The 12,400-nt window shown below is 67.9% G+C and carries 11 protein-coding genes; 7 read left to right on the top strand and 4 right to left on the bottom strand.

Annotated elements, in window-relative coordinates; translation table 11 throughout:
• The first annotated feature begins 12 nt into the window (after window positions 1–12).
• On the top strand, window positions 13–654 hold the full coding sequence (locus ABIB49_RS02005) for an endonuclease I family protein (protein WP_354156650.1): 642 nt from the start codon (window positions 13–15) through the stop codon (window positions 652–654).
• Window positions 655–744: 90 nt separating this feature from the next.
• Window positions 745–1,587 carry a DUF1684 domain-containing protein gene (locus tag ABIB49_RS02000; RefSeq protein WP_226773213.1) on the top strand — a complete coding sequence of 281 codons (843 nt, stop codon included), beginning with the start codon at window positions 745–747 and terminating at the stop codon, window positions 1,585–1,587.
• Between the two features lie 9 nt (window positions 1,588–1,596).
• Here the strand turns inward: ABIB49_RS02000 and ABIB49_RS01995 are convergent, their stop codons facing one another.
• Together ABIB49_RS01995 and ABIB49_RS01990 are read right to left on the bottom strand one after the other, a co-directional pair.
• On the bottom strand, window positions 1,597–2,823 hold the full coding sequence (locus ABIB49_RS01995; protein ID WP_226773212.1) for an acyl-CoA dehydrogenase family protein: 1,227 nt from the start codon (window positions 2,821–2,823) through the stop codon (window positions 1,597–1,599).
• Complete coding sequence (locus ABIB49_RS01990) at window positions 2,820–3,653, bottom strand: SDR family NAD(P)-dependent oxidoreductase (RefSeq protein ID WP_226773211.1); 834 nt, start codon at window positions 3,651–3,653, stop codon at window positions 2,820–2,822. The genes ABIB49_RS01995 and ABIB49_RS01990 overlap by 4 nt, the downstream gene beginning before the upstream one ends.
• Before the next feature lie 172 nt (window positions 3,654–3,825).
• On the opposite strand from ABIB49_RS01990, the gene ABIB49_RS01985 reads away from it, so the two are divergent.
• From ABIB49_RS01985 to ABIB49_RS01965, 5 genes are all read left to right on the top strand, one after another.
• Window positions 3,826–5,067 (top strand): glycoside hydrolase family 76 protein, encoded by a 1,242-nt coding sequence (locus ABIB49_RS01985; protein ID WP_283480389.1) that lies wholly within the window; start codon window positions 3,826–3,828, stop codon window positions 5,065–5,067.
• Between the two features lie 165 nt (window positions 5,068–5,232).
• Window positions 5,233–6,285 carry an iron ABC transporter substrate-binding protein gene (locus ABIB49_RS01980; protein ID WP_283480388.1) on the top strand — a complete coding sequence of 351 codons (1,053 nt, stop codon included), beginning with the start codon at window positions 5,233–5,235 and terminating at the stop codon, window positions 6,283–6,285.
• A 4-nt stretch (window positions 6,286–6,289) separates the two neighbouring features.
• Entirely contained in the window at window positions 6,290–7,882 is a 1,593-nt protein-coding gene (locus tag ABIB49_RS01975; RefSeq protein WP_283480387.1) for an ABC transporter permease, read from the top strand.
• On the top strand, window positions 7,879–9,054 hold the full coding sequence (locus ABIB49_RS01970; protein ID WP_283480386.1) for an ABC transporter ATP-binding protein: 1,176 nt from the start codon (window positions 7,879–7,881) through the stop codon (window positions 9,052–9,054). Before ABIB49_RS01975 ends, ABIB49_RS01970 begins: the two co-directional genes overlap by 4 nt.
• A gap of 30 nt (window positions 9,055–9,084) precedes the next feature.
• Window positions 9,085–10,992, top strand: coding sequence for a glycogen debranching N-terminal domain-containing protein (locus tag ABIB49_RS01965; protein WP_283480385.1), 1,908 nt, complete (start codon window positions 9,085–9,087; stop codon window positions 10,990–10,992).
• On the opposite strand, the gene ABIB49_RS01960 is transcribed toward ABIB49_RS01965, so the two are convergent.
• Both ABIB49_RS01960 and ABIB49_RS01955 read right to left on the bottom strand, forming a co-directional pair.
• Window positions 10,989–11,729, bottom strand: a complete 741-nt coding sequence (locus ABIB49_RS01960; RefSeq protein ID WP_283480384.1) for a phosphatase PAP2 family protein — start codon at window positions 11,727–11,729, stop codon at window positions 10,989–10,991. The genes ABIB49_RS01965 and ABIB49_RS01960 overlap by 4 nt on opposite strands.
• 55 nt (window positions 11,730–11,784) lie before the next feature.
• On the bottom strand, window positions 11,785–12,384 hold the full coding sequence (locus ABIB49_RS01955; RefSeq protein WP_226773204.1) for a YdeI/OmpD-associated family protein: 600 nt from the start codon (window positions 12,382–12,384) through the stop codon (window positions 11,785–11,787).
• Window positions 12,385–12,400: the final 16 nt, after the last annotated feature.

The following is a 12,400-nucleotide window of genomic DNA, read 5'->3' as shown; positions in this document are numbered from 1 at the left end:
ACCGGACCGGCGCTGGAAAGCAGCCTGCACCAGATCATCTCCGTGCAGCAGAAGCTCAGCTATGACCAGGTCTGGGATGCGCTGAAGGACACGGACCAGGATCCGTCCAACAGCAACAACGTCATCCTGCTGTACACCGGACGCTCACAGTCCAAGGCCACCAACGGCGGGGGCGTGAATGACTGGAACCGGGAACACGTCTGGGCCAAGTCGCACGGGGACTTCGGCACGGCCACCGGCCCGGGGACCGATGTGCACCACCTGCGGCCCACCGACGTCACTGTCAACTCCGCCCGCGGAAACAAGGACTTCGACCTGGGCGGCACACAGTCCGCCGAGGCCCCGGGCAACTACACCGATGCCGATTCCTGGGAGCCCCGCAACGCGGTCAAAGGGGATGTGGCACGAATGGTCATGTACATGGCGGTCCGGTACGAGGGCGGTGACGGCTTCGCCGACCTGGAGATGAACAACTCCGTCAACAACGGCACGGCACCTTATATGGGCAAGATGAGCGTGCTGCTGGAGTGGAACCGGATCGATCCGCCGGATGCCTTCGAACAACGCCGCAACCAGCGGATCTTCGAGCAGTGGCAGGGCAACCGGAACCCGTTTGTGGACCACCCGGAGTACGCCGAGGCGATCTGGAACTGACAGTATTTCGCGCCCCACCCGGCTAGCGGCCGGGTGGGGCGCGGCTTAGGGTGGTAGCCAAGGCAGCCGTTCACCGCTTGGAAGGATACCGTGAGCACCACCCACCGCGACCTCGACGCCCAGCTCGCCCGCTGGCAGCGTTTCCGCAACAGCCGCAACACGGCCCTCGCGGGCGATTACGGCTGGCTGACGCTCACGTCCTTCCAATGGCTGGAGGACCGGCCGGCCGCGCTCGACCTCGCCCCCGGGCTGTGGTCCACGGACGGTACGACGGCGTCCCTCACCGCCACCGCCGCCGAGGGGCTGACGCTGGTGGACACCGGCGAACCCGTTGCTGGCACCATCAAGGCCTCGCTGCTCAATGAGGCATCGCTGCTCTGGGTCCGGTACGGCGGAGCTGACGGCCGGCAGGTGGTGGTTGAGCTGGCCATGCGCGCCGATAAGTACGCCGTCCGCACCCGGGATTCGACGTCGCCGGTGTTCACCGGGTTCGACGGCGTACCCACCTTCGACTACCGCCCCGAGCTGGTGGTTGAAGCCAGCTTCCACCCCTATCCGGCACCCGTGGACGTCCCGATCGGCACCGCCAACCCGTTGGTCGACGGGGTCCACCGCTCGGTTGGCGAACTGGTGTTCCGGCTCCCCGGCACGGACCACGAGTTCCATCTGCAGGCCGAAGAGGAAAAGCTCGGCGCCCTGACGGTCACGTTCCACGACGAGACGAACGGTGAGAGCACTGACGAGTGGCGGAAGGTCTCCACGGCCCGGCCGCGCGTCGACGCCCTGGGGAACCGCACCGTCAGCCTGGATTTCAACCGGGCCATCAACTACCCCAGCGCCTTCACCCCCTACGGCACCTGCCCCATGCCGGTGAGGAACAACAGCCTGGACTACCGGATCGAGGCCGGGGAAAAGGAGCCCGCGTTGTTCTAGGCACCCGCCCTAGACGATCGCGGAAACCCCGGTCACGGCCCGCCCGACGATCAGGGTGTTGATCTCGTACGAGCCCTCATAGGTGTAAATCGCCTCGGCGTCGGCGAAGATCTTGGCCATCCGGTAGTCGGTGACAATGCCGTTGCCGCCCAGCAGGGACCGGCCCATCCCCACGGTTTCCCGCATCCGGGCGCTCACATAGGACTTCGCAAGCGCCACCTGCGGCATGTCCGCGGCTCCCGCATCCTGCAGCTGTGCGATCCGGACCATCATGCCCATGCTCGCCACTGCATTGCCGAGCATCGTCACCAGCTGCTGCTGGACCAGCTGGAATTTCGCCAGCGGGCGGCCGAACTGCCGGCGTTCGACGGCGTACTGCCGGGCGACGTCGAACGCGGCCAATTGCTGGCCAACACCCTGCCAGGCGACCATGATCCGCGACCCGCGCAGCAGTTCATTGGTGTCCTCGAAGCTGTTGATCCCTGCGAAACGGTCCGACTCTGCCACCTGGACGTCGGTGAAGACGATGTCCGCGTTCTGCACCGTGCGCAGCGCGATCTTGTTCTCGATCCTGCTCCGGCTCACGCCCGGCAGGGTCGCGTCCACAATAAAGCCGCGGATGCCGCCGCCGTCCTCGTCGCGGGCCCAGACCAGCATGTAGTCGCAGAACGTCCCGTTGCCGATCCATCGCTTGGCGCCGTTGAGCACCCAGGTGTCGCCGCCGCCGGGCGCCCCGCCGCGGACCCGCCGGGCAACGGATTCCATGCCACCGGCCACATCGGAGCCGTGTTCAGGCTCGGTCAGGGCGAACGCCCCGGTGGTCCGGAGGTTCGCGGCGTCATCGAGCAGCCGCGCCTTCTGCTCCGCGGAGCCGAAGCCGTAAAGGGCTTCGACAAAAAGATCGTGATGGACCAGGAAAAACGTCGCCAGCGAGGTATCCACCCGGGTCATCTCGGCGATCACCAGCCCGGCAAACAGGTTGCTGTAGCCGCGCTGGGCCGGTGCGCTGAGCTCCAGGGCCGCCAGCTTGGGCAGGATGTGGGCGGGGAACTCGGCCCTATTCCACCAGTCGGCCGCGTAGGGTGCCACTTCCCGGGCCAGGAAGTCCCGCAGTTCGGCGAGCTTAGCCTGTTCCGCGGCGTTGAGCATCGCCTCGAAGCCGAAGAAGTCCGCGGTTGGAAGGCCCTCGGTTGACGCAGCGGACGCCGGCGACTCCGCCAACCCGGCCGGCCTCATTTCGGCCCCATCCGGATGGCGCCGTCAAGCCGGATGGTCTCGCCGTTGAGCATGGCGTTCTCCACGATGTGTGCGGCGAGGTTCGCGTACTCTGCGGGCCGGCCCAGCCGGGATGGATGCGGTACCTGGGCCCCGAGGGAGTCCTGGGCTTCCTGCGGCAGTCCGGCCATCATGGGTGTCTCGAAAATGCCTGGCGCAATTGTCATCACACGGATCAGGGACCGGGCAAGTTCCCGGGCGATCGGCAATGTCATCGCGTGCACGGCCCCCTTGGAGGCGGCGTAGGCAGGCTGGCCGATCTGGCCATCAAACGCGGCGACGGACGCGGTGTTGATGATCACCCCGCGCTCGGGCCCGCCCAGTCCGGTCACGGCCGGCTCGGTGGCAGCCATCGCGGCCGCCGCGAGGCGGATCACGTTGAAGGTGCCCACGAGGTTGATCTGGATGACACGGCTGAACGTCTCCAGTGCCAGCACGCCCGTCCGGCCCAGGACCTTTCCCGGGGTGGCGATTCCGGCACAGTTGACCACAATCCGGAGCGGCCCCAGCTCCACGGCAGCGTCAACGGCGCCCTGTACTTGCTCTTCGCTGGTGACGTCGGCTGGCACAAAAACCGCCCGGTTGCCCTGCCGCGTCGGGCTGCCGGCCTCGGCGGTGTTCGCCTGGACGTTGTCCGCCGCGTTCAGTTCATCGGCGAAGGCGCTGCCGGCGGAGCCGGGCAGGTCCACCAGGACGACCGAGGCTCCGGCGTCGAACAAACGCCGTGCCGTGGCAGCCCCGAGCCCGGAGGCCCCGCCGGTAATCAGCGCGACTGTACCTTTGATGTCCATGCATCCTCCTTGATGTGGAACCGGAACCTGCCACGACACTGTGGGCAGCGTCACGAACCGACAGAGAACAATAGTTAATGAATGTTAACTGGAATGCCGGCAGAAAGCACCTTCGCCCCGCAATGGCGCAACGGTCCCGCGCCGGACGCGGGGCCGCCACTACGCTGAAGCCATGACGCCCGCAGACATGCCCCCGGCCCACAACTGGTCTTTCCGGGCCGACGAAGCAGCCCGGTCGGTAACCAGAATGTTCGGGCAGCGGCTCTTTTTCCTGCCGGGAACCCATCTCGCCGCGATTGTGCGACCCTCCGGCAGGCTCGGAAACCTTGCCCGGCCCTGGCACTACTGGTGGCAGGCGCACTATGTGGACTGCCTCGTGGACGCCGGGCGCCGGGAACTGGGCCGTGAACACCGTCCCGGAAAACCGTTCGACGGCAGCACCCTGCCCAGCGCCGGCCGCCTCGCATCCTGGCTGGTCACCGGAATCCGGCTCCGAAACTTCCTCACCGTGGTCAACAACTATTACGACGACATGGCGTGGCTGGCCCTGTCCACGTTGCGGCTGGAGCAGCTCGCCGAGGACAGCCGCCACGATGCCGGCCGCCGCCGTAACGCCAAGGTCCTGAAGAGCCTCACCCTGCAGTTCGACTCGGCATCCACCGATGACCTCGGCGGCGGCACGTTCTGGAGCACAAAACGGGATTTCAAGAACACCCCGGCCACCGCGCCGGTGGCGCTCCACTACGCCCGGACCGGCCAGCCGGCCAAGGCGCAGGCCCTGCTGGACTGGCTGAACGCACGCCTTTTCGACGCCGAACAGGGCCTGTACCGCGACGGGCTCCGGATCACGCCGGCCGGCGGCGTGGTGCTGGAGGGCGCCATCTACAGCTACAACCAGGGCCCGGTGCTGGGCGCCCTGCTGGAGCTGGGCGGCGAGGCCAACCTGGCACGCGCCGCCGAGCTGGTGGCGTCGGTGGCACGCGGACTCACCGTCCCGGCAGCCCTGGCGGGGCGTACTGCCGACGTCCTGCGCTGCGAGGGCACCGGCGACGGCGGCCTGTTCACCGGCATCCTGGCGCGCTACCTGGCCCTAGCCGCCGCCGACCAGCGGCTTCCGGCCCAGGCCCGGGCGACGGCCACAACGCTCGTGAACAACACTGCCGAGGCGTTCTGGGAAGGCCGCCGCCCGTTGTCCGCGGCGGAGCCACTGGCCGGCAAGGGCAGCCGCGTCCTGTTCTCCGACCGCCCCGAGCGGCCGGCGCTGCGCAGCTACCCGCCGGGCGCCGCCGTCGAACTTTCCACCCAGCTGCAGGCGTGGATGGTGCTGGAAGCCGCGGCGGCAATCGCCGCTCGGTCCGGGCACCCGGCAGGGAACGAGTCAGCCACCCCCACGGAACCGGCCGCCGACAATTAAGTCATGCAATAGTTTCGTAATTCACGTGATCCTCGTCACTTAAGGCGTTCTCGGCTTGGTTGCTTAGGGTTGGCTAACCTACAGTTTTTCCTAGTGAGCATGCCCTAACTTCCCCCGCTCACGGGGGCTAGGGCTCCAGAGACCTTCCCTCCAGAAAGCAGCCCCATGAAGATCCGCAACAACGCGCTGGCAGGTATCGCACTTGCCGCCACCGCAGCGCTCGGCCTGGCCGCCTGTGGCTCCGGCACCTCCACGCCCTCCGGCAGCGACGCCGCTGACGGCAAGATTTCCGGTGCGATCACGGTGTACAACGCCCAGCACGAGTCCCTTTCCCAGGAATGGGTGGACGCCTTCACCGCCGAGACCGGCGTTAAGGTCACCGTCCGCCAGGGTTCGGATACCGAAATGTCCAACCAGATCATCCAGGAGGGCCAGGCCTCCCCCGCCGACGTGTTCCTCACCGAAAACTCCCCGGCCATGGCCCAGGTGGAAAACGCCGGCCTGTTCGCCGACATCGACAATGCCACCGTCGCCCAGGTTCCCGCCGAATACCGGCCCTCCACAAACAAGTGGACGGGCATCGCAGCCCGTTCCACTGTCCTGGTCTACGACAAGTCCAAGCTGAGCGAAGACCAGCTGCCCAAGTCGATGCTGGACCTGGCCAAGCCGGAGTGGAAGGGCAAATGGGCGGCGTCGCCCTCCGGCGCCGACTTCCAGGCGATTGTCTCGGCCCTGCTCGAACTCAAGGGCGAAGCGGCCACCGAGGAATGGCTCAAAGGCATGAAGGAGAACTCCAAGGCCTACAAGGGCAACAGCACGGCCATGAAGGCGGTCAATGCCGGCGAAGTGGATGCCGCCCTGATCTACCACTACTACTACTACGGCGACCAGGCCAAGACCGGCGAGAACTCCAAGAACGTCACGCCGTACTACTTCAAGAACCAGGACCCGGGCGCCTTTGTCTCCGTCTCCGGCGGCGGCGTCCTGCAGTCCTCAAAGAACGCCGCGGCGGCCCAGGCCTTCGTCAAGTTCATCACCGGCAAGAAGGGCCAGGAAATCCTGCAAAAGGGCACCTCCTTCGAATACGCCATCGCCTCCGCCACCCCGGCCAACGAGAAACTCGTCCCGCTGCCGGAGCTGCAGGCACCCACGGTGGATCCCGCCAAGCTCAACTCCGCCAAGGTCAGCGAGCTGATGACCAAGGCAGGGCTGCTCTAACTTCGTGGCAACCAAGCTGGCGGCGCCCGAAACATCCGGGAGCACACCGACGGCGGGCCGGGGCAAACGCCCCCGCCCGCCTTTCGGCGTTTCTGTTATTGCGGTCCTGGCCGTCCTGATTGCCCTGTTCGCGCTGATTCCGCTGGGCTACGTCATTGTTATGACGGTGGCCACCGGCTGGGACACAGCCGTGGAGCTGATCTTCCGGGCACGCGTCGGTACGCTGCTGCTCAACACCGTGCTCCTGATGCTGATCACCGTGCCGCTGTGCCTCATCCTCGGCGTGGGCGGAGCCTGGCTGGTGGAACGCACGCACCTTAAGGGCCACAGATGGTGGGCCGTGCTGCTCGCTGCCCCGCTGGCCATCCCGGCGTTTGTCAACAGCTATGCCTGGGTCTCCGCGGTGCCGTCGCTTGAGGGTCTGTGGTCCGGCGTGCTGATCGCGACCCTGTCGTATTTTCCGCTCGTTTACATTCCGGCCGCCGCGACCCTCAGCCGGCTGGACCCTGCCATCGAACAATCGGCCGCGTCCCTGGGCCTGGGCGCCTGGCGGGCCTTCTTCCGTGTGGTCCTGCCGCAGCTGCGCATCGCGATGACCGGGGGCGCGCTTCTGGTATCCCTGCACCTGCTGGCCGAATACGGGGCGTTCGCGATGATCCGTTTCGACACCTTCACCACAGCGATCATGGTGCAGTACCAGTCGACCTTCAACGGCACCGCAGGGAACATGCTGGCCAGCGTCCTGGTGTTCCTGTGCCTGATCCTGCTGCTGGTTGAAGTGCGCAGCCGAGGCAGTGCCCGGTACGCCAGGATCGGTTCCGGGGCCCAGGCGCGCGCCCTGCGGCTTCCGCTGCGTGCTTACCAGCTGCCCGCCCAGCTGTTCCTGGCCGCGCTCACCGCCCTGGCCTTCGGACTTCCGCTGACGTTCGTGCTGCGCTGGATCGTCGCCGGCGGGCCGGGCATCTGGGCCGCAGACGAATTCCTTCCGGCCCTGCTGCTGACCCTGATGTACGGTCTCGCCGGCGCCCTGGCCACCACCGTTGTCGCGTTCCCGATGGCCTACCTGGCAGTGCGACACCCCGGCTGGTTCAGCAAGGCCCTGGAGCTGTCCAACTACATCACCAGTTCCATGCCCGGGATCGTGGTGGGCCTGGCCTTCGTGACCGTCAGCATCAAGGCTGCGCCCAGCCTCTACCAAACCTCAACGCTGCTGATCGCGGCCTACGTGTTGTTGTTCCTGCCGCGCTCCCTGGTAAACATCCGTTCCGGCCTGGCGCAGGCGCCCAAGGAACTCGACGAGGCCGCCCAGGCGCTCGGCAAACCGCCGTTGCTGGCGTTCCTGCGCGTGACACTCCGGCTCACGGCCCCGGCCGCCGCCGGTGGCGCCGCGCTGGTGTTCCTGGCAATCGTCAATGAACTGACGGCGACGCTGCTGCTCTCCCCCAACGGCACCCGGACCCTGGCAACGGAGTTCTGGAGCAAGAGCAGCGAAATCGACTACGCCGGGGCGGCGCCATACGCGTTGCTGATGATTCTTTTGTCCGCGCCGATGACCTACCTCCTCTTCCAGCAGTCCAAGAAAGCAGCGGGACAGTGACCCAGTACAGCCCTTCCCGGCTCCCGGCACCGCGGATCGCCGCGTCCGTGGCCACCAGCACCAACAACCACCTGCAGATCGACGCCGTCACAAAGGATTTCGGGACCCAGGCGGTCCTCAAGGGCGTCAACCTCTCGGTGGCCAGGGGCGGCACAACGGCGATCGTGGGCCCGTCCGGTTCCGGCAAGACCACGCTGCTGCGGCTGATTGCCGGTTTTGAACACCCGGACACCGGCAGCATTTCACTCAACGGCACCAAGGTGGCCGGCGGCGGCGTCTGGGTCCCGGCACATAAGCGCCACGTCGGCTACGTGGCGCAGGACGGAGCCCTGTTCCCGCACCTGAGCGTCGGGCAGAACATCTCCTTCGGCCTCGATACCACCAAACTTCCCGGCGGCCGCCGGGCACTGAAGGACCGGGTGGCCGAACTCCTGGAGATGGTCTCGCTGGACCCGGCCATGGCCAAACGGCGCCCGCACCAGCTCTCCGGCGGCCAGCAGCAGCGTGTGGCCCTGGCCCGTGCGCTCGCCCGCGAACCGGAACTGATGCTCCTGGACGAGCCGTTCTCGGCCCTGGACGCAGGGCTGCGGGTAGCCACCCGCAGGGCGGTGGGCAAAGTACTCCAGGACGCCGGGGTCACCACCATCCTGGTCACCCACGACCAGGGCGAGGCACTTTCCTTTGCGGACCAGGTGGCGGTGATGCGCGGCGGACGGCTGGCACAGATCGGCAACCCGTTTATCGTTTATACCCGCCCCGCGGACCGGGCCACCGCCGAGTTCCTGGGCGACGCCGTGATCCTCGATGCCTGGATGGAAGGCTCCCTCGCCACCTGCTCACTGGGCGGCATCCCGGTCCGCCGGCCCCCGGCCCAGGGCCGGGTCCAGCTGATGCTGCGCCCTGAGCAGATCCGGATCGCCGAAGACGGCCCCATCCGCGGTGTTGTGGTGGACACCGATTACTTCGGGCCGGAAACCACTGTCCGGCTTAAGCTCGCCGCCCCTCCCGTCCTCAGTGAAGGGGCCATCGCAGACCACCGCTACCCCGGCGGCGGCGAGATCATCACCATCCGGCACTGGAACGCCTCCATCGCCCGGCCGGGCACCGAGCTGTGTCTGCGCGTTGTGGGCGAAGCCGTGGCTTTCCCGATGGAGGACCTGCCGCAGGCATAGCCGTCGGGGATCCAGGCATAGGGTGGGCGCATGACAGTTCAGCCAGCACTCCACCGCCAGCACTGCTCCGTTGCCGCCCCCACCCAGTTGTGGCTCGATGCCGAGGGCCGGCTCTCGGGCCGCGGCGGTGGCGCGGAAGCTTCCGGCGCCGCGGGCGAGGGCTGGTTTACCGGCCTGCTGCACGGCGACACGCGGATGCTGTGCCGTGCGGAGGTGCGTGTGAACGGCCTTGAGCCGGAGCCCGCCACGATCGAGGCGGCGGCCGGCGGTGTGCTGCGGGTGCGTGGGCTGGTCCGCGGCATCCCGGGGTCCTCCGAGGACCCCGCCGTGGAGCTTCTGCAGACCTGGACGGTGACGCCCGGCGCCGTCCGGCATTCCCTCCGTCTGGCCACCTCCCTCGAGTCGCTTGACGTGGAGATCGAAATCCAGCTCGCCGCGGACTTCACCGACATGGCCGCCATCCGCCTGAGCCGCTTCAGGGAGCCCTCCGGCCCGTTCTCCGCTGATGACTCCACGCTGCGCTGGCGCGACGGCGGGCGGACCCTGACCGTCGCCGCCCCCGGCAGCGTCGCCGCGGGCGAACGGCTCATCTGGCGCGGCACTGCCGGCCGGGGATCGCCGTTCGAGGTGGAGTGGCAGGCCATGCTGGCTGACAGCGAAGACACCGTGGTGGCGGCCAGGACGCCCGCCCCGCACCGGGTACGCGCCGAACCGGCCGGCGCCCTCGGCAAGCTGCTGGACAACGCCATCGATGAACTCGCCGGGCTCCGCCTGGCCACCCGCAAGTTGCCCGACGCACCGTTCGCCGCCGCCGGGGCACCCTGGTATTTCACCTTGTTCGGACGCGACTCGCTGTGGGCCGCGCGGCTGCTTCTGCCGCTGGACGCCGGACTCGCCGCCGGAACGCTGCGCACACTGGCCGCGTTCCAAGGCACCAGGCACGATCCGGCCGCCGCGGAGGAGCCCGGCAAAATCCTGCACGAGCTCCGGTCCAAGGAATTGCTGCTGGAGAGCCAGGGCCTCCGCCTGCCCCCGGTGTACTACGGCACTGTGGACGCCACCCCGCTCTGGCTGTGCCTGTTGGCCGAACTTGGCCGGGCCGGGCTGGATGACGCCGCCGTCCGCTCGCTCCTGCCCAACGCGGCCCGCGCAGTGCAATGGCTACTGGCAGCCGGCGGTGCGCCCGGAAGCGTCAACAGCGGGTTCCTGAGCTATCAGGACGAGACCGGCCACGGTCTCAGCAACCAGGGCTGGAAGGACTCGGCGGACGCCTTGCAGTTCCGCGACGGCCGCCTGGCCGAGGGCCCGATCGCGCTCTCCGAGGTGCAGGGCTACGCCTATCAAGCCGCGGTGGACACCGCCGCCCTCTTCGACGCCTATGGCGAACCCGGCGGCCAGGAGCTGCGGGACTTCGCCAAAGCCCTGCAACAGAACTTCCGCGCGCGCTTCTGGGTCCAGGACGACAGCGGGACCTTCCCCGCCATGGCCCTCGACGGGAACGGTGATCCGCTGGATGTCCCGGGCTCCAATATGGGGCATCTGCTCGGCACCGGGATCCTGGACGCCTCCGAAGCCAAGCTCGTGGCCGACCGGCTGCTGAGTCCGGAGTTGTTCTCCGGCTTCGGCGTGCACACGATTTCGCGGCGCGCGGCCGGCTTCTGGCCGTTCAGCTACCACTGCGGTTCGGTCTGGAGCCACGACACCGCGATCGCGGTCCGGGGACTGCTCGCCGAGGGAATGCCCGCCGAGGCCAGGATCCTCGCCGAAGGCCTGCTGGCCGCGTCCGGCTCCTTCGGTGACCGGCTGCCGGAACTGTTCGCCGGTATCACTGCCGACGAGGCCGGCCAAGCGGTGCCCTATCCGGCGTCGTGCCACCCGCAGGCCTGGTCCTCGGCCGCTGCAGTTGTGGTCGCGCAGGCCATGGGCGTGCACTTCTAGGACGTTCCGCCCGTCCCGGACGGCGCTGCGGGTGTCCCGGGGAGCGCCCGCCGGGCCTCACGGAGTCCGTCCACCAGGATCACGACCCCGACGACGGCGACAGCCAGGCCCAGGGATGCGATGACATCGGTCAGCCAGTGGTAGCCCAGGTAGATCCGGCTGAATGCCACCACCAGGGTGCCGGCGGCCGCGGCGGCAAAGCCGAGCACCGCCGTCGACGTCTTCCGGCTGCGGGACGCCAGCAGGTAGGCCAGCACCAGGAAAAAGACGCCCGCACCCAAGGTATGGCCAGAGGGGAAGGAAAACGCGTCGTCCGGTCCCAGCAGGAAGTCGCCGGCCGGCGGCCGGGCCCGGTTGACCTGGTGCTTGATGAATGTCGACAGCCCGAATGTCGCTGCCATGGCACCGATCAGCAGGGCCGGACGCCAGAGTTCGCGTTTCCGCACATACCACGCCACCGCCAGGACCACGCCGATCACAGTCATCCACAGCGGCGACGTCACTGTGGTCACGGCCGCCAGCGCGGAAGTAGCGAGGGAAGTACGCGACGCCACCAGGCCGTCATGGACGGTCCCGTCCAGGGCCGCGGGCCCCCCGTTCGCCCGGACCGCCGCCAGCGTCAGCCAAAATATGGTTTCTCCGGCCACCAACAAGGCTGCCGCGCCAAAAAACACCGCGCGCTGGGATCGCACCAGCCGCACATCAGGGGTGCGCGGTTCGCGCTGGGCAACGGGCATTGGGCTATTGTTCCAGTCGAAGCTCCCGGCAGGCCGGATGCCCGCTGGGAAATCCCTAGGGGACAGCTGGCCGTTTGGTCTGCGGATACGGGGTTTCATGCCGGGCGAGCATTTCGACGAAAGCCGCGATCTTACGCTCCCGGGTGGCTGCCTGCTTGACCGCGTTGGTCCGGTAGATCAGGGCGTACCTGTTCACGGAGGTCAGGACGTCGAACATTGCCTGTGCCCGCGGCTCGGCGGCAATGGCTGCGGCAAGGTCCGGGGGCACTTGCGCCGAAGCCGCCCCGTCGTAGGCAGCCTCCCAGCGTCCGTCAGCCTTGGCGCTTTCGACGGCGGCACGCCCGGCAGGAGCCATCCTGCCCGCCGCTTCAAGGCGGCCGATCCGCTCCACGTTCCGGGCCGACCACACACTTCTCGGCCGCCGGCGGGTCATCCGCTGAAAGGAACTCTCTCCGTCGCGGCGCCGGGCCTGTCCGTCAATCCAGCCGAAACAGAGGGCTTCCTGCAGTGCGGCCTCATAGTCGAGTTCCGTAACCGTCCCGCCTTTTTTATGCAGCACCAGCCACACGCCGGGGCTTCCCGCGTGGTGTTCCTCCAGCCAGGCGCGCCACTGGGCAGCATCCCGGACCAGCAGTTCCTCAAGTTCAGCAACCATGGCACCATTGTGCCCC

Origin of the sequence: Arthrobacter sp. UYCu512 (assembly GCF_040547075.1) — a bacterium.
GTDB lineage: Bacteria > Actinomycetota > Actinomycetes > Actinomycetales > Micrococcaceae > Arthrobacter.
The sequence above is the reverse complement of the archived record's forward strand: the minus strand, read 5'-3'. Positions and strand labels throughout refer to the sequence as shown.

Bases quoted from the DNA above. Each gene is read 5' to 3' on its own strand.
- ABIB49_RS01995 (WP_226773212.1), bottom strand. From the start codon at position 2,823: ATGAGGCCGGCCGGGTTGGCGGAGTCGCCGGCGTCCGCTGCGTCAACC.
- ABIB49_RS01960 (WP_283480384.1), bottom strand. From the start codon at position 11,729: ATGCCCGTTGCCCAGCGCGAACCGCGCACCCCTGATGTGCGGCTGGTG.
- ABIB49_RS01965 (WP_283480385.1), top strand. From the start codon at position 9,085: ATGACAGTTCAGCCAGCACTCCACCGCCAGCACTGCTCCGTTGCCGCC.
- ABIB49_RS01990 (WP_226773211.1), bottom strand. From the start codon at position 3,653: ATGGACATCAAAGGTACAGTCGCGCTGATTACCGGCGGGGCCTCCGGG.
- ABIB49_RS01955 (WP_226773204.1), bottom strand. From the start codon at position 12,384: ATGGTTGCTGAACTTGAGGAACTGCTGGTCCGGGATGCTGCCCAGTGG.
- ABIB49_RS01985 (WP_283480389.1), top strand. From the start codon at position 3,826: ATGACGCCCGCAGACATGCCCCCGGCCCACAACTGGTCTTTCCGGGCC.
- ABIB49_RS01980 (WP_283480388.1), top strand. From the start codon at position 5,233: ATGAAGATCCGCAACAACGCGCTGGCAGGTATCGCACTTGCCGCCACC.